Here is a 25288-nt window from a genome sequence, read left to right on the forward strand (position 1 = left end):
CGCTTTTTTATTTGCGGTGTGTGAATCTAATTCTTGGTACGTGACCTGCATATAAGTGGCAAATATTGTTTATCGATCGTAGTTCGATTGTTGCCATGCACGGTCATTTTTTCAGGTACTTCAGCACCTGCACAGACCCAAGTTACTGGGACTAATGGTGAGTCTTGAATGACCGCTGGTCGTAAAGTGAGGACTTTGTTTTTAATTCTGTCGTTGGCACGGTTGCCAAATGTCATGTGAATAGCGCCATCTTCAATCGCTACACTTTTCACATAGTTGTTGACGATTTTGTCGGCATCTGGCAATCCAACGGCTTGGTTGTTTTCAGGGAGTTTTTGTTCTAACTTCCATTTCATCGCGATCGCTGGTTGCGCGGTCTCGGCTGCAAGGGGCAGGGACTTTTCAATTTGTTCCCGAGTAATTTTATACAGATAAGAAGGTAGCGCCATTGCCGCTAAAATAGCAATGATCACTAACGCAACCATTGCCTCGAGTAGTGAAAAGCCGAGCACTTTTTTCATCATGAGTCTCTTCCAGATAGGTGATTGCTCAATTTTAACAGAGGCGAATGTTTCAATATCAGCCATTCGTCAGTTGCTGTGAGGTTTTTTCTAGTAGCCAACTGCGGAAGGCTTGTAGTGGACCATAATTGCTTTGCTCCTCGGGGTACACTAAAAAGTAAGAAGCTTGTTCCGGCAGACTGCGGTCCATAGGAATCATGAGCTTACCTGCATCGATTTCTTTTTGGGCCATATAGCGCGGTATTAAGGCAACGCCTAAGCCCGCAATACAGGCTTCGAGTAACATCGTGAAGAGTTCGTAGCGAGCACCTTTAACTGCCGAAATGTCGTTTGGATGATCATGCAATTCAAACCAGCGTCGCCAATCTTCCAGACGACTCGATAAATGCAGCAAAGGCATGCCGGCGATATCGTCAAATTGTAGGTGGCGTCGTTTCCCCAAGAATTGTTTGTAAAGGGTAGGGCTACAAACTGGAATCGCATTGTCCTCAGGAATTAAATAGTCACCAACGGTGCCAGGCCACGGTGCCTTTCCAGAGTGAATCGCGGCATGAAAGAGGCATTCTGAGAAAAGAAAGGCGCTGGTTTTGGTGCTGAGATTAATCGTGATATCAGGGTGCAAGCTTTGAAATTCTTGTAATTTCGGTATCAACCATTGTGTTGCAAAAGTCGGAATGACTGCTAATTCTAAAATATCTGAACCCTCTTTGTGGCCCATTAGTTCCAAAGTGTCACGTTCTATCTTATCAAGGTGGATGCGTATTTTCCCTGCGTAATCGCGCCCGGCAGCAGTCAATACCACACGTTTCTTGATGCGTGAGAATAGCGCCAAACCGAGCCATTCCTCTAAATTGGCGATCTGTTTGCAGACGGCGCTCTGCGTTAACGCCAATTCGTCGGCCGCCTGAGTAAAGCTCTGTAGGCGGGCCGCGGACTCGAAAATCAGCAGGGCGTTGAGGCTAGGAACTTTGCGACGCATAAGAGTTCATTCCATTTATTCACTAAGTCATGATTTTATATCGTTTGTCTAGGCATCGCAAACTGACTAGGATGGCGCTCATTGTTTACTTTTACCTCATGGAATCAATATGAACGCCAATCTCCAATCCTTGTTGAACGCTTTGTTGGGTGCGACCAAGACGCAAGAACTTGCGACCTTGATGCAAATTTCGCCAAAATTTCGTGTCTGGGAAGAGGGACATGTTTCCCGTTCTGAATTGGCACAAGCATTGAATATGGCTTTGTTCGCTGGCGTGCTCGAACGTGTGCCAAGTGGCAAGGCTTACACATTGGATGTTGTTGCAAATGGCGGTAAAGTAATGTTAGATCATGGCGCATTGCGCACAGTACGTTGGTTTGGTCTGGGTGAATTGCCGCCGGGCGAAGCGGCCATTACCCGTATCTTGAAACCTTTGGGTTTCCGCTTGAATGGTGTGTTCCCATTAGACCGTTTGAATATGACTGGCCGTTCCTATGCGCAAATTGACGACGCCGACAATATCTCTCAATTTTTTGTGAGCGAATTGCACCCAGAGCGTTTCAGCAAAGACTTCCAAGAAGCCGTGACGCGTGTTTTGGGCCAGTCGCGTGATCCATTAACGCCAGCCGCCGTGTCTATGCTCAACGAGTTAGAGCGCGACGGAAGTTTGCCTTTGGCGCAAGCACAAGAATTGTTGCCAGTATTGGTCGCTTGCTTCGAACGTCAACACCCAATCCCAAGCATGGCTGACTACGAAATCCTGTTGAAAGAATCTGCTGAGATGGCATGGATTGCGACAGAAGGTAATGTGTTTAACCATGCTACCGATCGTGTTCAAGACGTGTTCGCTTTGGCGGAAGAGCAAAAGCAAATTGGTCGTCCAATGAAACCGAATGTTGAAGTCTCAGGTTCCGGTCGTATCAAACAGACTGCGTTTAAAGCTGACCCAGTTGTGCGTCAGTTCGTGGCAGCAAGCGGTGAGATCGTTGAGCGTGAAGTGCCAGGCTCTTTCTATGAATTTATTACGCGTGATAGTTATAAAGATGGCGCGCAAGTGAAGTTGGATTTGGGGTTTGATGCGGGGAATGCTACGGGCATTTTCAAGATGACCGCCAATGGATAAATCGTGAAATGCGTCCCCAGCGGCGTTGTAACGCCTCGCCGTACTCAAGTACTGTCTTCAGCGCTACGCCTTGCTGGGAACGCATTGCACGATTTATCTAATCCGCGAAATGCAGCCCCAGGGGCGTTGTAACGCCTCGCCGTACTAAGGTACTTTTTGTGGCGATACGCCTTGCTGGGACAGCATTGCGCGAATTGGCGTTTTCGACTAGGGGAATTTTTTTCGATGTACTTACTTGAGTCATCTCAGATTGCCGTCATTCCCGCGAAGGCGGGAATCCAGTGTCGTAACTCGAGATTGTTTCGCTAGCTGCACCCTTTAAACGAATTTGAATTCGCGTTGGAATTTGTCTTTACTCTTTAATTGAAACCTATGCTGACACCTACGACCTCTAATTCTCAACAACAAGCTCTTTTGGTGGCGCTGGCTGGTGTGCTTGGTGCGCATGGTTTGTTGACCGATGCGAATGACTGCGCGCGTTTTACGACGGGGGCGCGTTATGGTCAGGGTTCGACTTTGGCTGTATTACGTCCTGATACCCATGAGCAAATTGTTGATTGCGTACGCTTGTGTGCGGAAGCAGGACAGGCGCTTGTTTTGCAGGGGGCGAATACAGGTTTAGTGGCCGCAAGTACACCCGATGCCACTGGACGTTTTGTGGTGTTGAGCCTCGAGCGTTTGAAAAAGCATATTGAGATTGATCCGATTAATCGTTCAGTGACGGTGGATGCGGGCGTGACTTTGCAAGAGCTGAACGATGCGCTAGAACCACAGGGGTTATTTTTCCCTATTGATCTCGGTGCGAATCCTTCGATCGGTGGCATGATAGCTGCCAACACAGGTGGTGCGCGTTTGATAAAGTATGGTGATGTGCGTCAAAATTTGCTGGGGTTGCGTGCAGTGTTGATGCAGCCGGCGGGCGAGGTCTTAGACTTGCAGTCTGCTTTGCGCAAAAACAATACTGGGCCGGATTTAAAACAATTATTTATTGGTAGCAGCGGTGCCTACGGCATTATTACGCGCGCGGTATTGCAAGTGCATCGTATTCCAAAGCAAACGGCAACGGCCTTGGTCGTTCCGCGCGATCAAGCTGCGGTATTGGAGTTGCTAAGTATCTTAGAACGCGATTGCAGTGAATTTTTAACGGCATTTGAAGGTGTCTCTGGTGCTGCTTTACAGGCTGTTTTGAAACATATTCCTAGTATTAGTAATCCATTTGCGCCAGAGCCTTTGCCGAATTATTGCGTCTTGCTAGAATTGGCTAGCACGGCTGATCCGCAAGTGACTGGTATCGATTTAGAGAGCGTTCTCATGCGCTGTCTTGAGAATTTGTTCGGTGATGTTGTTGAAAACGCTGTCGTTGGTCGTGGTAAAGATCTCTGGCGCATCCGTCATGCCATCAGTGAAGCCTTGCGTCACGAGGGAAAGATGATTGCGTTCGATATCTCCATGCCACGCTCATCATTTGTTGCATTCCGTGATGAAGGCCTAGCTTTGATGGCGGAGAAATATCCTTGGATCAAAGTGATGGATTTTGGCCATTGGGCAGATGGTGGATGTCATTTCAATATGGTGTGGCCACAAGGAGAAGGAATACCTCAGTTTGACAATCAGGTCGTGCAAGCGATTCGTACTGAAATATATGATTTGGTGGTCCATCGTTACCACGGTAGCTTCAGTGCGGAACATGGCGTTGGCCCTTACAACCTCGACTTTTACCAGCGCTATACGTCAACAGCTGCCCAAGTCTTGGCAGGGAAGATGCAAAGCATGCTGGACCCTCAGCGTTTGCTGGGTTTAACTTGGTTTGGCCCGGTTCAATAGTAGGCGATTGAAATCGACTTAATAGCTTGGTCGAACAACATGCTTTTTGATGTCAACCTAAACGCTGTCGAAAGCATTGATTGAAGGTAGTCAGGCCCTTAATCAATTGAATCAAGTTAAATAAATTTTGGAGACTAGTATGTTGAAAAAAATAGTCGCTGTCGTTGCAGTCTTTGCTGCCACAATCAGCCTGAGCGCATGTATTTCGGTCAGCGAAAGCAATGTCGAAAGTGGCAAACAAATTGCCATTATGTCGCAACAAGCAGTCACTACTTGTGGTGCAGGTAACGTCGAAAAAGTCACAACCACGAGCTTCAGCTGCAAGGACCGTATCATTCGCCCTCAGAACTAAATCTTAATTCGGATCGAGGAAAAAAGCACGAGTATCCCTCGTGCTTTTTTATTGGCTCAAAGATATGTCTGAGCGCTTTTTCATGTTTTCTAATTCTCAGCTTGTTCTTCGCGCATGGCCTCTTCAAAACGCTCTTGCGTTTTTGCCTCATCACGTTCACCAAACGCATAATTTGCTTCTAGCCACATGACATTAATGATGGCCAAGGCCAGCGCTAATCCTATGCCGAGTATCCAATTAAAGTACCACATCGTGTTCTCCTTAGTAGGCTGAGTGTTGGTGATCTTCGATGTGCTGGGCGTCGACTTTGCCTCGCATGACACGATAGATCCAAGCGGTGTACATCATTATGATGGGCAAGAAAAATACGACCACCCAAAACATAATGCCCAAACTTTTATGGCTCGCGACCACATCCCAAGCCGTCAGGCTGCTATTCGGTTGCAAAGAGGAAGGCATCACGAAAGGAAACATTGCCACACCGGCTGTCAGAATGATACCCGCCACACTTGTGCCAGTGGCGATGAATGCCAGCCTTGGTCGTAGTAGATGGGTGAAGAGCATGCTGAGTAATGCCGCAACTATCGCAGTTCCTGGAATGAGGTATAGGGCGCTGTGTTGTTGGAAATTGCTGAGCCAAGCGCCATTGATACGTTCTACTGTTTTTGCAATCGGCATAAATGCAGTATTTGCGTCCGGCATGCTGGTGATGTGATATCCCTGTACTTGCGTCGCAATCATCCATCCGCCGATGATAAAGCATACGACAGTGATCGCGGCACTCAACTTAAGCGCAATACGGGCACGAGCGACGATAGCGGCATCTGTTTTACATAGAAGGAAGGCGGCCCCATGCATGCACAACATTGCCACACTTAAGATGCCAGACAAAATGCCAAAGGGATTGAGCAAATCGAAGAATCCGCCTTCATAGGCTAAGCGCATTTCACTGTTGTAATGGAAGGGGACACCCTGTAGCAGACTGCCGAAAGCAATGCCAAAAATCAAAGGAGGGACGAAACCGCCGATAAATAGCAGCCAGTCCCAAGTGGAGCGCCAACGCGGATCCGCTAATTTACTGCGATAGTCAAAACCCACAGGTCTAAAAAATAACGCAAACAGGAGCACCATTAAGGCGATATAGAAACCAGAGAATGCTGCTGCATACGCTAATGGCCATGCCGCAAACAGAGCCCCACCTGCGGTGATGAACCAAGTCTGATTGCCTTCCCAGGTTGGGCCTACGCTATTGAGCATGATGCGTCGTTCGACGTCGGTCTTGCCGACGAACGGTAAAAGCATGCCAACACCGAAATCAAAGCCATCCATCAGAGCGAAGCCTATCAGTAAGATGCCGACGAAACACCACCAGATTATTTTGAGTGTGAGATAGTCAAACATGATCTGTCCTTATGCGCTTAGCTTATGTTCGGTTTCAAAGTGATACTTACCCGTATGCAGTGCGCTCGGCCCTAGACGTGCATACTTGATGATGAGGTAAAGCTCCACGATCAACAGCGCGGTATAGAACAGAAAGAAACCTGTAAGGCTGAACACGAGGTCGTTGGCACTTAAGGTCGATGCAGATAAGTGGGTTGGTAAAACGCCAGCGATAGTCCAAGGCTGCCGACCATATTCCGCCACAATCCAACCTGCTTCAATCGCCACCCAAGGAAGCGGAATGCTAAACAGAGCGAGCTTCAGTAACCAACGTTGCTTTGCGAGGCGTTTGCGGATCAAGAAATAGAAGGAGGTGCTAAAGATAAATAAGAAGAGCACGCCTAGTCCTACCATGAGACGAAAGCCAAAGAACAAAGGCGCCACTTTGGGAATGGAATCGTGCATGGCTTGATCGATTTGCTGTGGTGTGGCATCGACGACTTTATCTGTGTACTTCTTGAGTAATAGGCCATACCCTAAATCGACCTTGGCGAGTTTAAATTCATCCTTCACTGCTTGAAGTGCTTCGCCCTCCAATGTGTTTGATTTCAGTTGCGTGAGAAGGTCGTAGGCGTACATACCTTTGATAATGCGATCGCGGTTCTCTTGTTTGAGATCTTTGATGCCGGTGACTTGGGTGTCCGTTGAGCGCGTGGCGATGATGCCCATCAAATAGGGGATTTTTACCGCGTAGTCAGTGTGTTCTTTTTTGTCGTTCGGTAAGCCAATTACGGTAAAGGGGGCGGGTGCTGGCTCGGTATGCCATTCTGCTTCAATGGCCGCGAGTTTAACTTTATTAACTTCGCCGGCCGTATAGCCAGATTCATCACCGAGAACGATCACCGATAAAGTGGAAGCAAGACCAAAGGCCGCAGCAATCGCAAACGAACGAATGGCAAAGCCAGTGTCACGTGCTTTGAGTAAATAGTAGGACGAGACGCCGAGTACAAACATCGAAGCGGCGACATAACCCGACGCCACGGTATGCACAAACTTCACTTGCGCGACCGGATTGAAAATCACGGCAGCGATGCTGGTGAGTTCCATACGCATGGTCTCGTAATTAAACTCCGCACCGACAGGATTATTCATCCAACCGTTCGCAATCAAGATCCAAAGCGCAGAAAGATTGGAGCCAAGCGCGACGAGAAAGGTCACGCCTAAGTGGGCTTGTTTTGAGAGCCTATCCCAGCCAAAAAACATTAAGCCGACAAAGCTGGATTCCAAGAAAAAGGCCATCATGCCTTCGATCGCTAATGGTGTACCGAAGATGTCGCCCACATAGTGCGAGTAGTAGGACCAGTTCGTCCCGAACTGAAATTCCAAAGTGATACCGGTTGTCACACCCATGGCGAAATTGATGGCGAATAACTTACCCCAAAACTTGGTCATGTCACGATAGACTTCGCGTCCGGTCATCACATAAACGGATTCCATAATCACTAGTATCCAAGATAGTCCCAGTGTAAGAGGAACAAAGAGGAAGTGATACATGGCAGTGAGTGCAAATTGTAGTCGTGAGAGGTTGACGACTTCTTCGATGGGATTCATATCATTGACCTGTTTTTCTCGGTTGGGATGCGGCGGCGTCTGGTGCGGCGATGCTCTGTGCTTTTTTGATGTCTGGGGGTGTGCTGAGTAAATGCTGTTCCACCGTTGTGGTGGGTAGTCGCATCTTCTTGGTTTGCGGTTGTGAGAAGAAAAGCTTCCACATGATGAAGATGGCCAACAGCTTAATGCAAAGGAAAATGCTAATTTCCAAATACAAGGGCAGTCCGGTATGACGACTCTTTTGCCAAAGCTGTTGGATCTTCATGATGCTTCCTTAGCTGTTTTCTGCTTGCTCGTCTTTATCGCTAAAACGGAACTTGTCGCGGATGTCGAGTAGTTTTCCGACCTTCGATCCCATTTTCATCAGCGAGGCGAGGGTTTCTGGGGAGAGCCTTTGTACATCGTCAAACCATGAGGTGGATAACTCAATGAGTTGATACATTTCTCGCATACGTTCTTGTGCACGTTTATCTTCTTCTGATGCAGGGTTTTCGAGCAGTGCGTCGCGCAACATTGAGAGTGTCGGCTCAATTTCACGACGACGACGTTCTTCCAGTAAGGCTTTGAAAATATCCCAGATATCTTTCGGTGGTTCAAAGTATTCGCGTCTATCGCCCGGCTTATGCATTAATTTCACCAGTCGCCACGCCTGCAATTCTTTGAGACCCATGCTGACATTGGAACGAGAAAAGGAAAGATGCTCTGCGATCTCATCGGCATTCATCGGTTTGCCCATCACGTAGAGCAGCGCGTACATTTGGCCAACGGTGCGATTGATGCCCCAGCGGCTGCCCATTTCGCCAAAATGCAAAATGAAGCGTTGGGTTAGAGGGCTAAGTGTTTCCATGATGGTTTCCTTGTGGTTCTTGTTTTGGATGTGGCGTTAGGCATTGTTTGAAACTGCACGATTTGTGTTCGGGTTTGAGTAATTTCTTTAATTTTCTGAATTTTCACGAATTACTGAAATTCTAGAACATCTAAAAATTTCTTGCTGAGCACGGCTCAATTTCTCAATGATATTGGCTTTATTCGCTTATCTTTGCTCTATTATTGTCAATGTCTGTTAAATAGGTAATTCAAGGCTTTCTTGTTTGAGTGGTGAACAATTGTTTTCTTGATACTAATTTCGATGCCTGAGGATAATTGCGTTCTTTAATTGCATCGATGACTGCGGTTGATCGCCAATGTGTTTCGATGAGGTCCAAGCGAAGGCCGTATAATCTAAGGCTAATTTTTGAATGAGCTCACTATGAGTAAATCTTTTGCTGTTGACGCCAATTACCGATTTATTGCTGCCTACAACGAGGTGAATGCGCGTATCACGCAGCGTCAGCAGGCGCTCGCTCTGTATGTGACCTTAGTAGTGAGTTTGTTGGCGGCTTTGGTCGCTTTGAAATCGAGTGAAACTCGTGGCGAAGTACCCGTCGAATGGTTAATGTTGGGCTTCCCAGTGGCCTCGCTGAGCTTGGCATTTCTTAACTATAAGGCTGAGCGTGCCATTACGAATCTGCGTCGATTTCTTTCGGCACTTGAACAATTAGATGATGCTCATCTGGTGCTGCCGAGCTATAACACACATCAGAAATGGGCAATTGGCGCGAACAAAGCGCGTCGTTTTCATGACTACGCCTCGGCAGTGTTAGTGGCGGGCGGGAACTTGATTGGTTTGGGCGCTGTGGTGAAGATTTATCCGCAACGCGTTGCGGATTCATCTTTTGCGCTATGGCTATCGATCGCGATTGCGACGGCCTCGGTACTTGCGATTTTATTGAGTCCGCAGTGGGGCTTCACTCCAGAAGAGACTAGTCCCTCGAACTAAATTGCAACTGGGGCGAATTTTTTGATGACATCGTCGGTCCGCACGACTGAACAAAATTCTCCGTTCAAACTCGCAAGATGGATATCATGAATGTCCTGTGCTAAGTGCAGGCGACCGTGATGATCGATACGGTCAAAAGTCGCACACGCATCTTCCACTAAAAAATTGATGTAACCGAGGTTACCAGCCATACGCGTCGTGGTTGATACGCAGTGATCGGTACTGATGCCAACAATCACCAACTCTTGCAGACTTCGCCCTTGCAAATATTCATGCAGCGACGTGCCAATGAAGGCGCTGTTGACGGATTTTTTGAATTCAATCTCGCCGGCGATGGGCATGGCTTCTGGTTTGAATGCATTGCCGGGACGATCTTCGCGTAAGGTCGAATTGGGCTCAACTGAGCAATGTCGTATGTGAATCACCGGGAGCTGAGCTTGGCGCCAAGCAGCGAGCAGGCGAGCAATATTCGATTCGGCCTGTCGATTGTTGCGCGGCCCCCAAAATGGATCGTCGAAACCAGTTTGTACGTCAACTAAGAGCAGTGCAGGGCCTGCCTGTGGGTTTGTGACAGTTTGTGATTTCATATTGAACTCATTTCCGTTGAAATTGCGAAGGAGGGCTATCATGCTTTGCCTGCCAAACACGACGAAATTGTCGCGCTGAGCCAAAACCCGCAGATTCGGCAACGCGTTCGATAGACCAATTTGTTTGTGAGAGAAACTGATCGGCAAGATTCAGGCGCAAACTATTTAAGTAGTCATGCACCGATACTTCCGTATGTTCTTTAAACAGTCGTGTCAGGTGGCGAGTACTGGTGCCAAGTTTGTTGGCTAGCTCATCCAATTGCCACGGGTATGCAGGGTGATGGCTTAATAAATCCTGTGCTTTGTGGACCGCGCGGTGGACATGGTTTCTATGCATTAACCAAGGCGATAGTTGCGCATCCTGTCCGCTGCGTCGAAAGTAAATCAACATTGCACGCGCCACTTCCATCGCTAGTGGTGGGGAGCAGTGTTGGCTAATCAGATGTAGGCTTAAGTCTATGCCTGCGGTCACGCCCGCACTAGTGGCGACATGTCCATCTTCGACAAAAATGCGATTGTCTTCAACAAGGATACTGTGATCGATCTCTCGCATCTCATCGAGATGGCTATGATGTGTAGTAGCGTGTTTGTGGCTCAAGAGACCAGCGTGGGCTGCGATCAGGCCGCCAGCGCAAATGCAGATGAGGCGTTGTTGATGCAGCGTGTCTTTCAACCAATGGATTGCCGCTTTCGCTGATTCTGTATTGGCATCGAATCGTTGACATAAAGTACCTGGAATGATGACCCACGCGTCGTCTTCAATCGTGGTCGGAAGTGGGGCTATCGCATGTAACGTTAATCCCAATGAGGTTGTTGGATCTTGAACAGGGCTCACATAACGCAAGTCAAATAAACTTTGTTCACTACGTCGATTGGCAAACAAAAATGCATCAGCCGGCCCTGCCAAGTCCACCATCAAAATTTCAGGCAAGATTAAAAAGTAAATGATCTGTGCTTGTGGTGTGGAAGATATCATGGGCATCGCTCTTAAGCCTCTTGATTTTTATTGCGGGCAGCAAGCCAAGCAGCATGGGCTTGCGTGTCAACAGGGCGATATTTGCGGGCCGTACTGGCTGGATAATGTTGTAAATCATTTTCATTTTTTCCGTCAAATGCCGGACGAATGGGGCGATGGCTGAAACTGCCACCGCAATTTGGGCATGCATGTTGTAACACCTGAACGACACAATCGAGACAGAAAGTACATTCGAAACTGCAGATCATGGCTTGGTCGGAATCAGGGGGGAGATCTTTATTGCAATGCTCGCAGCTGGGGCGTAGTTCTAACATGATTTCCTCGATGCCTTCTCATTTAGAGTCTAGGTTTGCGCCACATTCGAGATGGCGCCATGGAGAAGATAATAACAGTAGCGGCGTTACTTTATTAGCCCTGTTTGCGACAGATTGCGGTCATTTCAGGACATTCTTGATCGAAGTAATTGAAGGATTATTCTGAAGTTGGGAATGTTGCTTTCAGGATAAACTGCTACACTCTTTGCATCGAGAACCGGAATCTTTATAGCCTAATGTCAGTCATTCAAGAAAATTCTACAGTCACCTGGTTTGGAGCCCAATTCACAGCTTTACATCCTTTGCTGCAAAGTCTGCATCGCGACGGCGGGATACTGCGTGGGCAGGTTGAATTGAAAGTTGGTAAGGGAGCGGCGGGCTGGCTAGGGCGGCGCATTGCCAAAAGTATGGGAATCCCTGCGCACTTGATTACGGCGGGGCGTTGTGATTTTTCGTTGGAGGTTTCTCATCGTGATCAATCGATGTTTTGGTGTAGGACATTTGGAGCGGATTTGCGATCTGCAAACAATGCAGCATCTGTCGTGGAAAGCCGGTTCAAACCAGTGAACCACTTTCAGACAGGGTATTGGATAGAGCAACATGGACACCTACGCCTGCATTTGGCGGTGGAGCTTGATCAGCAGGGTGGTTGGCAGTGGCGTTTGTTGCGGGTGTTCTGGTTTGGATTGCCAATTCCTTTGGCTGTTTTCCCTAGGCTGGTCGCCAAAAAAACAATAGGCGGCGACAACTATCTGTTTCAAGTTGCTTTTAGCTATCCTCTACTAGGATTTCTGTTTTCCTACTCAGGTCGATTGCGAAGAGCGCGTTGAAATCACGCTTTCTTCATCGCCAGCAGATATGCCATGCCGGTAAAGTTAATCAAACGAAAATTTTGTGTGATAGGGTTGTAACCCAATCCTTTTTTCTCAACGAGTTGTAATCCCTGTTTGCCCGCCATCGCCACAAGTTCATTGGGGCGTATAAATTTACCATAGTGATGGGTGCCTACGGGTAATGTTCGCAAGATATACTCTGCACCAATAATGGCTGTTAGATAAGCTAAAGGGTTGCGGTTAATGGTTGAGAAGAAGCACCAACCGCCCGGTTTTAGCATGCTACTGCAAGCAGCGATGATGCTGGATGGATCGGGCACATGTTCCAGCATTTCCATACAGGTGATGACATCATAATGTTCATGATGTTCGATCGCCCACTCTTCGGCACTACTGTCGGCATAGTTAAGTTTTACTTCTCCTTGCGTTGCATGCCAACGAGCGATCTCTAATGGCTTGCCTGCCAAATCAATGCCGCACACTTGCGCGCCGCGTTTCGCCATCGCTTCCGCGAGGATGCCACCACCGCAACCAATATCGATGACTTTCTTCCCTTCAAGCGAAGCCAATTGATCTATCCACTCAAGCCGATGTGGATTGATGCGATGCAAAGGGCGAAACTCAGAATTCTCGTCCCACCAGCGGCTAGCCAATGCATTGAATCGTGCAATTTCTTGGTGGTCGACGTTGGCGTTTGTTGAATGGGCGCTATTCATGATCGTTCCTCGATGTTCTACATTGTGCTTTATTGTATCCTGTATTTAGCTAACTGGCTAATTGTCTAACTAACTCATTATCATGTACACTGAAAATAGTTGATATCAGTCACCGTGCCAATTGCGCCTTGCTGTTGGCATGGGGATGCAGTGAAGTAAAAGCGACATTTCGGCGAACTTAGTGCCGCAATCGCCGTCCTAATGTGATTTTTAGTTGAAAAAAAGGCAAAACATGGACAAAATATTCGAAGCCTTGGCCTCGACCCCGCGCAGAAAAATCTTGGCCTATCTATCGGAAACAGAACTGTCGGCCGGTGAGATCGCTGAGCGATTCGATATGACGAAGCCGTCCTTATCGAAACATTTAAAAATCTTGGAGTCTGCGGGTTTGGTCGTCAGTGACAAACGCGGTCAATATGTGTTTTATCGCCTTCAAGGTGAAAATTTGGCGAATACCTTAGCTGGATTTATGCAGGCTGTATGCCCAGTGTCAAAAGGGCTGAAGAAAGAGAGTAAGGCCCTGGCCGCGAAGAAAAAAGCACAAGAGGCTTGATACTTTGTGGTCAGCTTTTTAAGCTGGAAACGAAAGTGATACTACTTTGAGACCATATGTGGATCGATAGCCATTGTCACCTTGATGCTAGTGAGTTCGCAGGGAAGTCCTTGCAACTCGCGGATGAGGCCGAGCGCATGGGCGTTTCTGCCATTGTCATTCCAGCAGTACATCGATCGAATTTTTCCGCGGTGCAGGAGTTGGCACAAAACCATGCGCATTGTTATTACACGCTTGGTATTCATCCCATGTATGTACCAACGTCGAAGGAAGAAGACTTGCAGTTTCTACGCGAGCTGGTAGCCGCATTGATGCGAGATTCCGGCTCAGCACTTGCTTCACGCTTTATCGGGATTGGCGAGATCGGCCTTGATTTCTTTGTGCCGGCATTGTGCGAAAGCCCGCTGAAAGAGAAACAAATCTTTTTCTACAGTGAGCAACTCAAGATTGCTCGCGATTTTGAATTGCCTGTACTTCTTCATGTTCGAAAATCGCAAGACCAAATTTTGAAATATCTGAGGCGCATACCAGTGCCTGGCGGTATTGCTCATGCCTTCAATGGTAGCGAACAACAGGCAAAAAATTTTATTGAGCATGGCTTTAAGCTTGGTTTCGGCGGCGCTATGACTTTCACTCGTGCCTTGCAATTACGACGCCTAGCGAGTGGATTACCATTCAACAGTATCGTCTTGGAAACAGATGCGCCTGACATTGCTCCTCACTGGTGTCATCCAGGAATCAATACTCCAGGCGAATTGGTACAGATTGGCCATGAATTTGCGCAATTACGAGGCTGTTCTATCGAAGAGGCAGCTCGGCAGACGAGCAATAATGTCTTGGATGTGCTGCCACGTTTAGCTCGACTGATCAAAACTTCGAGTGTGCAGGGTGCATAATGCGTTGCATGGCACTGGCATTCACCGTCGGTGTGTTTTTTCTACAGCAGCAAGCCTCTTTGTTTCCGCTGCCGATCTATATTGCAGCCCTCGTTTGCCTGTTACTGAATTTGATCTTTGTTTTCTTCCCTCGAACAAGAGATAAACGTAGTGTTGAGACAAGCGTCTCAAGGAAATCTTCCTGGAAACTTTATACCTACCAAATCGCCTTTGGTTTTGCATTTGGCATGAGCTGGGCAGGAGGATTTGCACACTATCGTTTGAATGAACAGTTAGCGAGCAATCTTATCGGACAAGAATTTGCATTGAGCGGCGTGATTACAAGCCTACCAACGCGTTCCCCACAAGGATGGCATTTTCAATTTCAACGTGATGATGTGCAGAGTAGCTTGAGTGAAGCACAGGCTTCGATTCCACATAAACTTGCTGTCTCATGGTTTGATCATCCCAACAATCCAAGTCAGTTTGCCAACCTACAACCTGGGCAACGTTGGCGCCTCACGTTAAAGCTTAAGCCCATACATGGCAACGCCAATCCCTTTGGTTTTGATTACGAGGCATGGATGCTAGAGCAGGGTGTGCGTGCCAGTGCGAGTGTACGTATTGCAAGTGAGAATAGTGGGTCAGCACAGGCGATACTGATCAATGATTTTGTTTGGAGCCCCAATAATTTGCTTGAACGAGTTCGATCGACTTTACGTGAACGTTTGCATAGAGCTTTGCTTGCTAATGGTGATGCGACTTATGTGGGTGTGTTGGTCGCCCTAGTGATCGGCGATCAGAGTGAAATTAGTCAAAGTAATTGGACCATTTTTAATCGCACTGGCATAGGTCATTTGGTCTCGATTTCAGGTTTGCACATCACCATGATCGCAGGGATGTGTGCGGCCTGCTTTGGGTTTTTGTGGCGTCGTTCCTTCTATTTCTGGCGGGACTGGCCTTTATTGATGCCTGTCCGGAAAGTGATGGTGTTGTCGGCGGCACTCGCAGCCTTGATCTACGTTGCACTCGCAGGTTTCGGCGTTCCAGCTCAGCGTACCTTGTATATGCTCAGTGTGGTGGCACTCGCGGTGTGGACTGGACGCACAGGGCAAGCCAGCCAAATATTGTGTTTGGCTTTGTGGATAGTGCTCTTGTTCGATCCTTGGGCCGTTCTTTGGTCGGGATTTTGGTTATCCTTCGCAGCGGTTGCTCTGTTGCTTTATGCCAGTGATGCCGCTTCGAATACGCAAGAGCAAACGACCAACAGCACCGACGAATTGCTGATGAAAGACGAGGCAGATACTTCGACCAAGTCATCGCCAAGAGGGGTGATGTACACCATATGGGGAAAGCTCAAACAGCAACTATTGAGCGCGGCTCGAGCTCAATATGCCATTACAATGGGTCTGGTTCCTTTGACGCTCTTTTTGTTCTCGCAAATTTCCTTGATCAGCCCGATTGCAAATGCGATCGCGATACCACTCATTAGTTTTGTAGTGACGCCTTTAGCATTGCTTGGAAGTGTTCTCCCACTTCCGCTGGCACAAGCGTTACTTGCATTCGCGCATGCAACGATGTCCTCCTTGGTTGAATTGTTGCAGTATTTGAGTGTTGGACGCTTCGCGGTCTGGAGCGCGCCGCAGCCAACTTGGTGGATGCTGGTATTGGCGATTCTCGGTTTGTTGTGGATATTGGCGCCGCGTGCTTGGCCTGCGCGGATGCTAGGTGCTTTTTGCTGTTTGCCTATGTTGGTGAACCCAGTAACGTCCCCTTTAGTAGGTCAGTTTCATGTGACAGCGTTTGATGTTGGGCAGGGGACCTCGCTTTTGATCGAGACCGCGCATCATCGTTTACTGTATGACTCAGGACCTGGGCAAAGCGATGATAGCAATAGTGGCTTGAGGGTGATTTTGCCGTATATGCATGGGAGAGGTATTCACCAATTGGATGAGATGGTCATTTCACACGCAGATAGTGATCATTCTGGTGGCGCTTTAAGTTTGATGAAGAGTCTCTCGATTCCCTTACTGAGAACTTCACTGGCCTATGAACATGAGATTGTGAGATCAGCTGCCGAGCATCAACGTTGCGTCGCAGGACAAAGTTGGGAATGGGATGGTGTGCATTTTGAAATCTTACATCCAGTACCCGTGATTTACACTAGTGATAAATGGAAAACCAATGCCCGTAGCTGTACCCTGAAAATTTCAAACGCTCAGCATAGCTTACTGTTGGCCGGGGATATTGAAGCGGTACAAGAAGACGAGCTCGTCAATAGTATTCCGGAGCGACTGCAAGCTTCGGTGTTATTAGTGCCGCACCACGGCAGTGGTACATCGTCAACATCTGCTTTTGTGCAAGCGGTACATCCGCGCTATGCTTTATATCAATTCGGCTATCTGAATCGCTATCGTCACCCTAAACCAGAAGTGTGGCAACGCTACCTCGATTTTGGAGTAATCCCTCTAAGGACGGACACAAGCGGTGCAATCACATTACAATTTGGCGAACAAATCCAAATCGAAGATTTTCGCCAAACGCATCCGCGTTACTGGTATCCATCCGCAGTTGATAAATGAAGTTTAGAGTGTATGAGCAAACCAAAAGTCCATTTCTGTCACGGTAATAGCTTCCCCTCAGGGAGCTATCGTCAGATGTTTGCAGCATTGGAAACTCATTACGACATCGATGCGCTCGAGATGCACGGGCACAATACGCAATATCCAGTGACGACGAATTGGCCGTATCTAGTCCAAGAATTAATTGATACTTTGCAGGCCAAGTATGCTGAGCCTGTGATTTTGTTAGGACATTCTTTGGGGGGGATTCTCTCATTAATGGCGGCGAGTCAGCGTCCAGATCTGGTTCGTTGTGTGGTGATGATAGATTCACCAGTTGTTACTGGTTGGCGCGCCTGGTTTTTGAAGACCTTCCGCATTCTGGGTCTGCTCGATAAGTATTCGCCTGCGCAGTTTTCGCTGAAGCGTCGAATACTTTGGAAAGATAAAGAAGAGGCCTTCGAACATTTTTCTGCCAAAGACAAATTCGCGATTTGGCCGCCGCAAGTGTTACGAGATTACATTGATGCTGGAACTATTCCGCATCCTGACGGCGTTACGCTCAAATTTACACGCGAAATTGAAAGTGCAATTTACGTTACTTTGCCGAGTATCTTGGGCAAGATTGCGCGTCGCGGTCTCAAGGTACCGATCGGATTTGTCGGTGGGACTGAGTCAGTCGAATGTCGGCAGGGTGGTCTCGGGGCAACACGCAAGATGTGTGGAAAAAACTTTGTTCAATTACCCGCAGGGCATTTATTGCCAATGGAAATGCCGGAGAAGACAGCAGCAGCTTGCCACGCGATGATACAAGCAGTATTGCAAAACAAATGAACTGCACAGCCTTCTACAGTCTCACGTAAAATAAGCGAACTTGTGAACATAGAGTTCGCTTTTTTTATTCAAGGGCTTTCACGATGCGCTTACATCTTCTTTCTCAGCCGTCACTTTTTTTGTGTTGCCTAGGCCTTGCCAGCTGCAGCCTACCGTCTTTGGTTCAGGCTCAACAGCTATGGCCATCTACTGCCGAATACCAGCAAGTACAAGAGAAAGGACGTTTAACCTGGTCGCTCGATGTCGAGAATGACAGCATGCTGCTGAAGAAAGATGATGGTTTTTATACGAGCGGCATCCACCTCCAACGAAAGAATGTACTGATTAGTGAAACTCAAGTTTTGAGCTACCGTTGGCAGCTTGGGCAAGATCTGTACACCGCTTCTGACATCAAACTGAAGCCATCTCAACTGCAAAAACAGGATCACCCTTATGCCGGATGGCTGTATCTGGGTGTGGCGAAAGAGCTTTTTAAGAATGACGGCAGCGCGACTAGCGTCGGCTTGGATATTGGGTGCTTGGGGGCTTGTGCAGGCGGAGAATGGACACAAACCAACCTGCATCGCGCTTTAAATCAACCTTTGCCGCAAGCCTGGAATACACAATTGAAGCAAGAGTGGGGTGCCGTAGCGAAAATGGCATACAGTCCAGCACGAATACAGCTGAATTCGAATGTTGATTTGAACACGCAATGGCAAGCGCGCTTCGGCAATATTTTTACCGATGCGAGTGTTGATCTCAGTGTGCGACTAGGGCAACTCAATGCTTTACCGACGCAAGCGGCAAGTTATTTGCAGCTGCGAACTGGTGCCCGAGCAGTTGCCTACAATGCGAGTATTCAAGGTGGCTTTTTCCGCCATCAAGACCTCGCTGTGAGCCCCAAACGATTAGTTCCCGAAGCCGAGCTTGCCTATGTTTATCAGGGAACCGAATGGCGCTTTTATGCTTCCGTGATCCGACGTGGGAATGAAATCGCTGAGCTGAGTAACGCCAAGGGTGCGCAAAATTTTGCGAAAGTGCAGTTGGATTTTTCCTATTAAATCTGACAATGGCGATTCGATGATCTGCATTTTTTCAGTGCATCGACGCAGATAATTTGGTGCATCTGGATGCGCTTCGCACTGCAAAGTAGCGTTTCATTTTTATCTGTAAAAAATAGAAGTTTTCTACAACGAAAAGCAAGACGTGCTTCGCTAACGCAGTTTATAGTAAGCGTATGAATGCTTTATCACCAACTTCAGTCTTAACTGAATCAGCGGAGCTCCAACCATCGAGCGCCCCTGTTTTTGCTACATCCATTGACAATGGCAATAGCCAGTCTGGATGGCGGGCGGCTTTACGTCTGACATTTGGTCGTGATGCGCAAACAACGAGACTAACCAAGCGACAACATTTCGGTCCCTTACGCGTACAGAAAGCACTTTATCCAGAAGGCGATGCCGTTTGCCACGTGTTGGTCTTGCATCCACCTGGAGGTGTGGTTGGTGGCGATGCTTTGGAAATTGATCTTGAGATAGGTGAGTCGAGCCATGCATTGATCAGTAATCCTGGCGCTGCAAAATGGTATAAATCAAACGGCAAGGTGTCGCGGCAGTCGCTACGCTTTAAAATCGCGGCAGATGCATGTTTTGAATGGATGCCACAAGAGAGTATCTTCTACGACCAAGCACACGTCGCTCTCGAACAAGAGATTGATCTGGCAGCGAATGCGAGCTGCTTCTTATGCGATATTCAATGCTTTGGGCGCACCGCTTCGGGTGAACAATTCGAGCAAGGTTTGATACGGCAACGTGTACAGATTAAGCGCGAAGGACAATTGCTGTGGTTTGAGCAAGGGGCGATTGCGGCACCAAGCGCGTCTATGCGAAGTGTATTTGGTTTGCATGGGCACAGCGTTAATGCTAGTTTGATCGGCGTTGGGCAGATAGTGAGTGTGCATCTGATCAAGTCTCTGCGCGAAGCCGCACAGGGTATCCTGCAAGCCAACGAGGAATTCGGGGTCACCCAAATTAAGCACCTGATCTCTGTGCGCTATCTCGGTGGTTCCAGTGAGCGAGCACGTCAACTTATGCTGCTCGCTTGGCAAATGCTACGACCCGCGATTGTGGGACGTGAGGCGATTGATCTAAGAATCTGGCGTACGTAATTCCAATCCACTTTTTAACCAGGAAATAAGCTCAGGGATACCTGCAAGCTTCACTCGTTCTCGCCTCTATTCTTTGCTTTTGGTGTTTTATTGCGATCTGCCTTCATGGCATAGGAATTGCTTTTAGATTTTGGTCGGTGAAACAAGAATACAAGCTATTTTTGTGTAAGCCTGTGATGAAAGCAATCTGATGAAGGTAATTCGGTGAAGGCAAGGTTATGGAATTAAGCCCGCGCGAGCGCGACAAATTATTAATTTTTACTGCAGGTCTCTTAGCTGAACGGCGCCGTGCACGGGGTCTGAAGCTCAATTATCCAGAAGCGATCGCCCTCATCACATGTGCAATTATGGAAGGCGCACGCGATGGTAAAACGGTGGCGCAACTTATGTCAGAAGGCACCCAGATCTTGTCGCGCGATGATGTGATGTCGGGGATTGCAGAAATGATTCCCGATATTCAAGTTGAGGCAACTTTTCCCGATGGTACGAAGTTGGTGACCGTTCATCAGCCTATTCCTTGAGCGTCAAATTAACGAATTAGTGAAGCGATAGAGAAATCATGATACCAGGTGAAATGTTGATTGAAGCGGGTGAGATTGAATTGAATTCGGGACGTGTGAGCTTGACAGTCGCAGTGGCTAACAGCGGTGATAGACCGATTCAAGTAGGTTCGCATTTTCATTTTTTTGAGACCAACCCTGCTTTGCAATTTGAACGTCAGCTTGCCTATGGTATGCGTTTGAATATTGCAGCGGGAACAGCGGTGCGATTTGAGCCTGGGCAAGTGCGTACAGTTGAATTAGTGCGTTTGGGTGGTGCTCGCAGAGTATTCGGATTCAATGGTTTAGTGATGGGAGATCTGCAATGACAAAAATCTCGCGTCAAGCCTATGCAGAAATGTACGGCCCTACAAAGGGTGATCGTATTCGTCTGGCCGATACCGAGTTATTTATCGAAATCGAAGCCGACTATGCTTTCTACGGAGAAGAAGTAAAGTTTGGTGGCGGCAAAGTGATTCGAGATGGTATGGGACAATCGCAAGCATTGCATGCGCAGGTGATGGATACCGTGATCACCAATGCCGTTATCTTAGATCATTGGGGCGTGATTAAAGCAGATATCGGCTTGAAAGATGGCTTGATTGCTGCCATTGGTAAAGCTGGTAATCCCGATATTCAATCGGGAGTGAATATTGTCATTGGCGCCGCCACTGAGATCATTGCCGGTGAGGGTATGATCGTTACGGCAGGTGGCATTGATTCGCATATTCATTTCATCTGTCCGCAACAAATCGAAGAAGCCTTAATGAGTGGCGTCACCACGATGCTTGGTGGCGGTACTGGGCCAGCGGTGGGAACCGCAGCAACGACCTGTACTCCAGGGCCTTGGCATATTCATTCGATGCTGCAAGCGGCTGATGCGTTTCCGATGAACTTAGGCTTTTTGGGTAAAGGTAATGTCAGCTTGCCCGGGCCGATTGAAGAGCAAATCTTGGCCGGCGCTATCGGACTCAAATTGCACGAAGACTGGGGCACCACACCAGCCGTCATCGACAATTGTTTAAGCGTGGCAGAGCGTTACGACGTGCAGGTTGCGATCCATAGTGATACGCTCAATGAGGCTGGTTTTCTTGAGCATACTCTTGCAGCTTTTAAGAATCGCACAATTCATACTTTTCATACCGAAGGTGCTGGCGGCGGACATGCTCCCGATATTATTGCGGCAGTTGGAGAATCAAACGTTCTGCCTTCGTCCACCAATCCAACGAGACCTTATACCGTCAATACCTTAGACGAACATCTCGATATGCTGATGGTCTGTCATCACTTGGACCCCGCGATCACTGAAGATGTGGCTTTCGCGGAATCGCGTATTCGCCGCGAAACGATTGCCGCTGAAGACATCTTGCATGATATCGGCGCGATCTCAATGATGTCATCTGACTCGCAAGCGATGGGGCGTGTTGGTGAAGTGATTATGCGGACCTGGCAAACGGCGCACAAGATGAAGGTGCAACGAGGCAGCCTGCCTCAAGACAATGCACGTCACGATAACTATCGCGCCAAACGTTATATCGCGAAATACACAATTAATCCTGCGATTACACATGGCATCTCGCACATCGTCGGATCGATCTCTATTGGCAAGCTCGCTGATCTGGTGTTGTGGAAACCAGCTTTTTTTGGTGTAAAACCCAGCATGATTTTGAAGGGCGGCATGATTGCTGCCGCGCAAATGGGTGACCCTAATGCGTCCATTCCGACACCACAACCGGTCTACTCGCGCTTGATGTTTGGCGCTTATGGCGGCGCGCTGAAGAAATGTTTGAGCTTTGTTTCACAAGCGGCTTTTGATGCTGGCATCGCCGAGCAGTTGCAACTACAAAAAACAGTCGTTGCAGTTAAGAATACCCGTGGCTTACGCAAAGCGGACATGATACATAACGACGCTGCACCGAAAATGGAAGTCGACCCAGAAACTTATGAGGTGCGTGCTGACGGCGAGCATCTCGTCTGTGAACCCGCCACAGTGCTGCCCATGGCGCAGCGCTATTTTTTATTTTGATGGAAAAGCTATGTTGACTCTTCATTCCAAGCTTGAGCACGAAAAAAAAGAGGATGCGGTGATCGTTGCCGAATTAATCCTGCCATATGATTTGCGCGAAAAAAGTCGATTGCGCGCAAAGATGAGCAATGGTGAGGAAGTTGGTGTGTTTACTGTACGTGGAACGGTGATGCGCGATGGTGATCTGATGGTGGGCGATGATGGAAGAGTAGTGAAGATTGTCGCTGCAGAAGAAGCTTGTTATCGGGTTCAATGTGAAAATGCGTTTCAGCTCTTGCGCTGCGCATTTCATTTAGGTAATCGACATACACAAGCACAATTGGGTGATGGTTATTTGCGTATCCGCAGAGACCCTGTGCTCAAAGAAATGCTGCAAGGCCTAGGTGCGACTGTACAAGAGGAACTAGCGAGCTTTGAGCCTGAATCGGGCGCGTATGGCGGAGGACATCATCATGGCGCTGATGATGGACATCATCATGGCTTTCCATCCCTATTGGCACCGATACCACTACGTCAGAAGATTCATCGTCCCTCAGACAAAGCGGAAGATTCGCCAACTGAAAAGTTAGGTTCTTGACCTTCTTCCTCTCATCTGATCATGCAAACCACTGCCTTACTTCATTTATTGCAATTAGCGAGTCCCTCTTTGCCTATCGGTGGGTTTAGTTATTCGCAGGGCCTCGAAACGGCGATAGAACGTGGGGAGGTGAAAGATGCCGAGACCGCGCGAGTGTGGATTTCGTCTTATTTAAATCAAGTGGTGGCGTACTTTGAAGCACCAATGTTGTGGCGGTTAATGCGCGCTTTTTATGAGCAAGATAGCGATGCAGTGCGTTATTGGAGTGAAGTGTTTTTGGCCTCACGTGACACCGCGGAATTTCGCGCGGAGACCGTACAAATGGGTTACTCCTTGGCGAAATTGGTGGCGGAACTCGCGATCGCTGATGACGAGGCGATGGCGAGCTTGCAGCAGTTGGTCGATATTCCCCTACCAACAGCGATGGCTTGCGCTGCAGTGGCCTTGCAAATTCCTGCGGAAGCTGTGATTCATGCCAGTTTGTTCACTTGGGTCGAAAATCAAGTTTTGGTGTGTGTAAAGTCCGTGCCGTTAGGACAAGTTGCAGGACAACGTTTGTTATTGTCTATGCGCGACGACATTGCGAATGCCTCGAACCTTGCCATGCAGTTGGAGGATGATGCACTTTCAAATTGGGCGCCAGGACTTTCACTACTGTCGATGCAACATGAAGTGCAGTACAGCCGTTTGTATCGATCTTAGATTTACAAGCTTGTTTAAAGAAGCGAATAACATGCAGAGAAAACCTCGGCGCAACAGAAATTGAAATTTGAAAAATATTGAGGGGAAACGATGAATCTGGCAATGCAAGGGCAGAACAAAATGGTGAGTCCGCAGGGGCGACAGAAAGAGCCTTTAAGAGTCGGAATAGGTGGCCCGGTAGGCTCGGGTAAAACGGCATTATGCGAAATGCTTTGCAAACGCATGCGTGATCATTACGACATGGCGGTGATCACCAATGATATCTATACCAAAGAAGATATGGAAATCTTGCTGCGTGCCGATGCCTTGCCAGCTGAACGCTTAATGGGGGTGGAGACCGGTGGTTGCCCGCATACCGCAATCCGCGAAGATGCATCAATCAATTTAGAAGCCATTGCGCGTATGTCTGCCGATTTTCCAAATTTGGATCTCATTTTGGTGGAATCTGGTGGTGATAATTTGGCGGCGACGTTTAGTCCCGAATTATCTGATCTGACGATCTATGTCATCGACGTCGCTGGCGGCGAAAAGATTCCAAGGAAAGGGGGGCCGGGAATTACGCGTTCGGATTTGTTGATCATTAATAAGACCGATTTGGCGCCGCATGTGGGAGCCAACCTCGACATCATGGCTAGCGATGCGAAACGTATGCGTGGCGACAAGCCCTTTGTCTTCACGAATTTGCGCGCTGGTGATGGCTTAGAAACGGTGTTCGAGTTTATTCGTGACCAAGGCTTGTTAGGCGATTAACGAGTGTTTGGTTAGTGACTAGTTTATGTATGAGACAGAAAAATTTTAATTTTGCGAGGTGTTAGCTATGCGATTTTTGAATGATAGGCGATTCGCCTTCTTGCTGTATTTGACTGCTGTTGGTTTGATGCTGATATTTCCATCTTGGGCTTCGGCTCATGAAAGTGCCGAGCATGCAGGATCGGGTTTTGGTGCAGGAATTCTTCATCCTTTGACGGGAGTAGATCACTTGCTGATGTTGATTTCGGTCGCTTGTTTCTCATCCCGAGTTTCGAGCTTGAAGGCTAAATTCTTCTCGCTTTGTTTTTTATTGGCACTTACTTTGGGTTTTTTTGTTGGCTTGAACGGAATAGGCTTGGGCTTCGTTGAGAATGGTATTGTCCTGAGTTTGCTATTGATGGCGCTCTTGCTGATTTCCGCTCGCCAGTTACCTACTTTTGCTTCTGCGCTGGTAATTGCCATATTTGGTGTAATGCATGGAGTCCCACATGGCCTAGAGATGCCATCATCGGTATCAAGTCTCGCGTATTTCTTTGGTTTGATGTTGGCGTCGACTGCAACGCTTGCTGTGGGTTATGTGGTTGCAACATGTCTCACACGGCAACCTAGATGGCATCGTGGCTTGGCATTTGCCTTATGCGCGGTCGCTTTAGTCAGTTAGTTACTAGCGCTTAATCGAGTGAGACGAAC

Annotated in this window: 29 protein-coding genes; 18 read left to right on the forward strand and 11 right to left on the reverse strand. The window is 48.0% G+C overall.

What is annotated here, in order from left to right:
- Positions 1-26: 26 nt before the first annotated feature.
- Together H8K36_RS12385 and H8K36_RS12390 are read right to left on the reverse strand one after the other, a co-directional pair.
- On the reverse strand, positions 27-587 hold the full coding sequence (locus tag H8K36_RS12385; RefSeq protein WP_222611214.1) for a pilin: 561 nt from the start codon (positions 585-587) through the stop codon (positions 27-29).
- Positions 580-1500 carry a LysR substrate-binding domain-containing protein gene (locus H8K36_RS12390; protein WP_186916790.1) on the reverse strand — a complete coding sequence of 307 codons (921 nt, stop codon included), beginning with the start codon at positions 1498-1500 and terminating at the stop codon, positions 580-582. The genes H8K36_RS12385 and H8K36_RS12390 overlap by 8 nt, the downstream gene beginning before the upstream one ends.
- Positions 1501-1609: 109 nt before the next feature.
- Here H8K36_RS12390 and H8K36_RS12395 point away from each other — a divergent pair, with 109 nt between their 5' ends.
- The 3 genes from H8K36_RS12395 (at position 1610) to H8K36_RS12405 (ending at position 4799) form a co-directional block, all read left to right on the forward strand.
- Positions 1610-2623, forward strand: a complete 1014-nt coding sequence (locus tag H8K36_RS12395) for a DUF1338 domain-containing protein (protein ID WP_186916791.1) — start codon at positions 1610-1612, stop codon at positions 2621-2623.
- Between the two features lie 372 nt (positions 2624-2995).
- The gene (locus tag H8K36_RS12400; RefSeq protein WP_186916792.1) at positions 2996-4447 is read left to right on the forward strand and encodes an FAD-binding oxidoreductase; all 1452 of its coding nucleotides are present in this window, start codon (positions 2996-2998) and stop codon (positions 4445-4447) included.
- 139 nt (positions 4448-4586) lie between these two features.
- Positions 4587-4799 carry a hypothetical protein gene (locus H8K36_RS12405; protein ID WP_186916793.1) on the forward strand — a complete coding sequence of 71 codons (213 nt, stop codon included), beginning with the start codon at positions 4587-4589 and terminating at the stop codon, positions 4797-4799.
- An 89-nt stretch (positions 4800-4888) separates the two neighbouring features.
- On the opposite strand, the gene cydX is transcribed toward H8K36_RS12405, so the two are convergent.
- From cydX to H8K36_RS12430, 5 genes are read right to left on the reverse strand one after another with little or no spacing between them, the layout of a single operon-like run.
- Positions 4889-5050: a cytochrome bd-I oxidase subunit CydX gene (gene cydX / locus H8K36_RS12410; protein WP_186916794.1), complete on the reverse strand. Its 162-nt coding sequence runs from the start codon at positions 5048-5050 to the stop codon at positions 4889-4891.
- A 10-nt stretch (positions 5051-5060) separates the two neighbouring features.
- Complete coding sequence (gene cydB, locus H8K36_RS12415; protein ID WP_186916795.1) at positions 5061-6200, reverse strand: cytochrome d ubiquinol oxidase subunit II; 1140 nt, start codon at positions 6198-6200, stop codon at positions 5061-5063.
- A 9-nt stretch (positions 6201-6209) separates the two neighbouring features.
- A complete protein-coding gene (locus H8K36_RS12420) occupies positions 6210-7790 on the reverse strand; it encodes a cytochrome ubiquinol oxidase subunit I (RefSeq protein WP_186916796.1) in 1581 nt (526 codons plus the stop codon).
- Position 7791: 1 nt separating this feature from the next.
- A complete protein-coding gene (gene cydP / locus H8K36_RS12425; RefSeq protein WP_186916797.1) occupies positions 7792-8055 on the reverse strand; it encodes a cytochrome oxidase putative small subunit CydP in 264 nt (87 codons plus the stop codon).
- A 9-nt stretch (positions 8056-8064) separates the two neighbouring features.
- The gene (locus H8K36_RS12430; RefSeq protein ID WP_186916798.1) at positions 8065-8637 is read right to left on the reverse strand and encodes a GbsR/MarR family transcriptional regulator; all 573 of its coding nucleotides are present in this window, start codon (positions 8635-8637) and stop codon (positions 8065-8067) included.
- Positions 8638-9039: 402 nt separating this feature from the next.
- Here H8K36_RS12430 and H8K36_RS12435 point away from each other — a divergent pair, with 402 nt between their 5' ends.
- Positions 9040-9609, forward strand: coding sequence for a hypothetical protein (locus tag H8K36_RS12435; protein WP_186916799.1), 570 nt, complete (start codon positions 9040-9042; stop codon positions 9607-9609).
- Here the strand turns inward: H8K36_RS12435 and H8K36_RS12440 are convergent.
- The 3 genes from H8K36_RS12440 to H8K36_RS12450 are packed head-to-tail and all read right to left on the reverse strand — an operon-like array spanning position 9606 to position 11486.
- Positions 9606-10196: a cysteine hydrolase family protein gene (locus H8K36_RS12440; RefSeq protein WP_186916800.1), complete on the reverse strand. Its 591-nt coding sequence runs from the start codon at positions 10194-10196 to the stop codon at positions 9606-9608. The genes H8K36_RS12435 and H8K36_RS12440 overlap by 4 nt on opposite strands.
- A 7-nt stretch (positions 10197-10203) precedes the next feature.
- The gene (locus H8K36_RS12445; protein WP_186916801.1) at positions 10204-11172 is read right to left on the reverse strand and encodes a GlxA family transcriptional regulator; all 969 of its coding nucleotides are present in this window, start codon (positions 11170-11172) and stop codon (positions 10204-10206) included.
- Positions 11173-11183: 11 nt separating this feature from the next.
- Positions 11184-11486: a DUF1272 domain-containing protein gene (locus H8K36_RS12450; RefSeq protein WP_186916802.1), complete on the reverse strand. Its 303-nt coding sequence runs from the start codon at positions 11484-11486 to the stop codon at positions 11184-11186.
- 236 nt (positions 11487-11722) lie between these two features.
- On the opposite strand from H8K36_RS12450, the gene H8K36_RS12455 reads away from it, so the two are divergent.
- Positions 11723-12316: a DUF4166 domain-containing protein gene (locus tag H8K36_RS12455; protein ID WP_186916803.1), complete on the forward strand. Its 594-nt coding sequence runs from the start codon at positions 11723-11725 to the stop codon at positions 12314-12316.
- Between the two features lie 2 nt (positions 12317-12318).
- Here H8K36_RS12455 and ubiG read toward each other — a convergent pair whose 3' ends face one another.
- Positions 12319-13035: a bifunctional 2-polyprenyl-6-hydroxyphenol methylase/3-demethylubiquinol 3-O-methyltransferase UbiG gene (ubiG, locus tag H8K36_RS12460; protein ID WP_186916804.1), complete on the reverse strand. Its 717-nt coding sequence runs from the start codon at positions 13033-13035 to the stop codon at positions 12319-12321.
- A 232-nt stretch (positions 13036-13267) separates the two neighbouring features.
- Here ubiG and H8K36_RS12465 point away from each other — a divergent pair, with 232 nt between their 5' ends.
- From H8K36_RS12465 to H8K36_RS12525, 13 genes are all read left to right on the forward strand, one after another.
- The gene (locus H8K36_RS12465) at positions 13268-13588 is read left to right on the forward strand and encodes a metalloregulator ArsR/SmtB family transcription factor (protein ID WP_186916805.1); all 321 of its coding nucleotides are present in this window, start codon (positions 13268-13270) and stop codon (positions 13586-13588) included.
- Between the two features lie 56 nt (positions 13589-13644).
- Positions 13645-14484: a TatD family hydrolase gene (locus tag H8K36_RS12470; protein WP_186916806.1), complete on the forward strand. Its 840-nt coding sequence runs from the start codon at positions 13645-13647 to the stop codon at positions 14482-14484.
- 8 nt (positions 14485-14492) lie between these two features.
- Entirely contained in the window at positions 14493-17045 is a 2553-nt protein-coding gene (locus H8K36_RS12475; RefSeq protein ID WP_230404601.1) for a DNA internalization-related competence protein ComEC/Rec2, read from the forward strand.
- Between the two features lie 12 nt (positions 17046-17057).
- On the forward strand, positions 17058-17858 hold the full coding sequence (locus tag H8K36_RS12480) for an alpha/beta fold hydrolase (protein ID WP_186916808.1): 801 nt from the start codon (positions 17058-17060) through the stop codon (positions 17856-17858).
- A gap of 83 nt (positions 17859-17941) precedes the next feature.
- Positions 17942-18898, forward strand: coding sequence for a lipid A deacylase LpxR family protein (locus H8K36_RS12485; RefSeq protein ID WP_186916809.1), 957 nt, complete (start codon positions 17942-17944; stop codon positions 18896-18898).
- A gap of 176 nt (positions 18899-19074) precedes the next feature.
- On the forward strand, positions 19075-20004 hold the full coding sequence (locus H8K36_RS12490; protein WP_186916810.1) for an urease accessory protein UreD: 930 nt from the start codon (positions 19075-19077) through the stop codon (positions 20002-20004).
- 218 nt (positions 20005-20222) lie between these two features.
- On the forward strand, positions 20223-20525 hold the full coding sequence (locus H8K36_RS12495) for an urease subunit gamma (RefSeq protein ID WP_186916811.1): 303 nt from the start codon (positions 20223-20225) through the stop codon (positions 20523-20525).
- Positions 20526-20563: 38 nt separating this feature from the next.
- The gene (locus tag H8K36_RS12500; RefSeq protein WP_186916812.1) at positions 20564-20872 is read left to right on the forward strand and encodes an urease subunit beta; all 309 of its coding nucleotides are present in this window, start codon (positions 20564-20566) and stop codon (positions 20870-20872) included.
- A complete protein-coding gene (gene ureC / locus H8K36_RS12505) occupies positions 20869-22569 on the forward strand; it encodes an urease subunit alpha (RefSeq protein ID WP_186916813.1) in 1701 nt (566 codons plus the stop codon). The genes H8K36_RS12500 and ureC overlap by 4 nt, the downstream gene beginning before the upstream one ends.
- Positions 22570-22579: 10 nt before the next feature.
- On the forward strand, positions 22580-23146 hold the full coding sequence (ureE, locus tag H8K36_RS12510) for an urease accessory protein UreE (RefSeq protein WP_186916814.1): 567 nt from the start codon (positions 22580-22582) through the stop codon (positions 23144-23146).
- Positions 23147-23167: 21 nt separating this feature from the next.
- Positions 23168-23848, forward strand: coding sequence for an urease accessory protein UreF (locus H8K36_RS12515; protein WP_186916815.1), 681 nt, complete (start codon positions 23168-23170; stop codon positions 23846-23848).
- A gap of 90 nt (positions 23849-23938) precedes the next feature.
- Positions 23939-24598, forward strand: coding sequence for an urease accessory protein UreG (ureG, locus tag H8K36_RS12520; protein WP_230404604.1), 660 nt, complete (start codon positions 23939-23941; stop codon positions 24596-24598).
- Between the two features lie 67 nt (positions 24599-24665).
- Positions 24666-25259, forward strand: coding sequence for a HupE/UreJ family protein (locus H8K36_RS12525; RefSeq protein ID WP_186916816.1), 594 nt, complete (start codon positions 24666-24668; stop codon positions 25257-25259).
- The last annotated feature ends 29 nt before the right edge of the window (positions 25260-25288 follow it).

Source organism: Affinundibacterium nitidum (genome assembly GCF_014284155.1).
Lineage (GTDB): Bacteria > Pseudomonadota > Gammaproteobacteria > Burkholderiales > Burkholderiaceae_D > Undibacterium > Undibacterium nitidum.

What these genes read in the sequence shown, in the direction of transcription:
- H8K36_RS12385 (WP_222611214.1), bottom strand. Translation starts at nt 587, where the DNA reads ATGGCTGATATTGAAACATTCGCCTCTGTTAAAATTGAGCAATCACCT.
- H8K36_RS12390 (WP_186916790.1), bottom strand. Translation starts at nt 1,500, where the DNA reads ATGCGTCGCAAAGTTCCTAGCCTCAACGCCCTGCTGATTTTCGAGTCC.
- H8K36_RS12395 (WP_186916791.1), top strand. Translation starts at nt 1,610, where the DNA reads ATGAACGCCAATCTCCAATCCTTGTTGAACGCTTTGTTGGGTGCGACC.
- H8K36_RS12400 (WP_186916792.1), top strand. Translation starts at nt 2,996, where the DNA reads ATGCTGACACCTACGACCTCTAATTCTCAACAACAAGCTCTTTTGGTG.
- H8K36_RS12405 (WP_186916793.1), top strand. Translation starts at nt 4,587, where the DNA reads ATGTTGAAAAAAATAGTCGCTGTCGTTGCAGTCTTTGCTGCCACAATC.
- cydX (WP_186916794.1), bottom strand. Translation starts at nt 5,050, where the DNA reads ATGTGGTACTTTAATTGGATACTCGGCATAGGATTAGCGCTGGCCTTG.
- cydB (WP_186916795.1), bottom strand. Translation starts at nt 6,200, where the DNA reads ATGTTTGACTATCTCACACTCAAAATAATCTGGTGGTGTTTCGTCGGC.
- H8K36_RS12420 (WP_186916796.1), bottom strand. Translation starts at nt 7,790, where the DNA reads ATGAATCCCATCGAAGAAGTCGTCAACCTCTCACGACTACAATTTGCA.
- cydP (WP_186916797.1), bottom strand. Translation starts at nt 8,055, where the DNA reads ATGAAGATCCAACAGCTTTGGCAAAAGAGTCGTCATACCGGACTGCCC.
- H8K36_RS12430 (WP_186916798.1), bottom strand. Translation starts at nt 8,637, where the DNA reads ATGGAAACACTTAGCCCTCTAACCCAACGCTTCATTTTGCATTTTGGC.
- H8K36_RS12435 (WP_186916799.1), top strand. Translation starts at nt 9,040, where the DNA reads ATGAGTAAATCTTTTGCTGTTGACGCCAATTACCGATTTATTGCTGCC.
- H8K36_RS12440 (WP_186916800.1), bottom strand. Translation starts at nt 10,196, where the DNA reads ATGAAATCACAAACTGTCACAAACCCACAGGCAGGCCCTGCACTGCTC.
- H8K36_RS12445 (WP_186916801.1), bottom strand. Translation starts at nt 11,172, where the DNA reads ATGATATCTTCCACACCACAAGCACAGATCATTTACTTTTTAATCTTG.
- H8K36_RS12450 (WP_186916802.1), bottom strand. Translation starts at nt 11,486, where the DNA reads ATGTTAGAACTACGCCCCAGCTGCGAGCATTGCAATAAAGATCTCCCC.
- H8K36_RS12455 (WP_186916803.1), top strand. Translation starts at nt 11,723, where the DNA reads ATGTCAGTCATTCAAGAAAATTCTACAGTCACCTGGTTTGGAGCCCAA.
- ubiG (WP_186916804.1), bottom strand. Translation starts at nt 13,035, where the DNA reads ATGAATAGCGCCCATTCAACAAACGCCAACGTCGACCACCAAGAAATT.
- H8K36_RS12465 (WP_186916805.1), top strand. Translation starts at nt 13,268, where the DNA reads ATGGACAAAATATTCGAAGCCTTGGCCTCGACCCCGCGCAGAAAAATC.
- H8K36_RS12470 (WP_186916806.1), top strand. Translation starts at nt 13,645, where the DNA reads ATGTGGATCGATAGCCATTGTCACCTTGATGCTAGTGAGTTCGCAGGG.
- H8K36_RS12475 (WP_230404601.1), top strand. Translation starts at nt 14,493, where the DNA reads ATGGCACTGGCATTCACCGTCGGTGTGTTTTTTCTACAGCAGCAAGCC.
- H8K36_RS12480 (WP_186916808.1), top strand. Translation starts at nt 17,058, where the DNA reads ATGAGCAAACCAAAAGTCCATTTCTGTCACGGTAATAGCTTCCCCTCA.
- H8K36_RS12485 (WP_186916809.1), top strand. Translation starts at nt 17,942, where the DNA reads ATGCGCTTACATCTTCTTTCTCAGCCGTCACTTTTTTTGTGTTGCCTA.
- H8K36_RS12490 (WP_186916810.1), top strand. Translation starts at nt 19,075, where the DNA reads ATGAATGCTTTATCACCAACTTCAGTCTTAACTGAATCAGCGGAGCTC.
- H8K36_RS12495 (WP_186916811.1), top strand. Translation starts at nt 20,223, where the DNA reads ATGGAATTAAGCCCGCGCGAGCGCGACAAATTATTAATTTTTACTGCA.
- H8K36_RS12500 (WP_186916812.1), top strand. Translation starts at nt 20,564, where the DNA reads ATGATACCAGGTGAAATGTTGATTGAAGCGGGTGAGATTGAATTGAAT.
- ureC (WP_186916813.1), top strand. Translation starts at nt 20,869, where the DNA reads ATGACAAAAATCTCGCGTCAAGCCTATGCAGAAATGTACGGCCCTACA.
- ureE (WP_186916814.1), top strand. Translation starts at nt 22,580, where the DNA reads ATGTTGACTCTTCATTCCAAGCTTGAGCACGAAAAAAAAGAGGATGCG.
- H8K36_RS12515 (WP_186916815.1), top strand. Translation starts at nt 23,168, where the DNA reads ATGCAAACCACTGCCTTACTTCATTTATTGCAATTAGCGAGTCCCTCT.
- ureG (WP_230404604.1), top strand. Translation starts at nt 23,939, where the DNA reads ATGAATCTGGCAATGCAAGGGCAGAACAAAATGGTGAGTCCGCAGGGG.
- H8K36_RS12525 (WP_186916816.1), top strand. Translation starts at nt 24,666, where the DNA reads ATGCGATTTTTGAATGATAGGCGATTCGCCTTCTTGCTGTATTTGACT.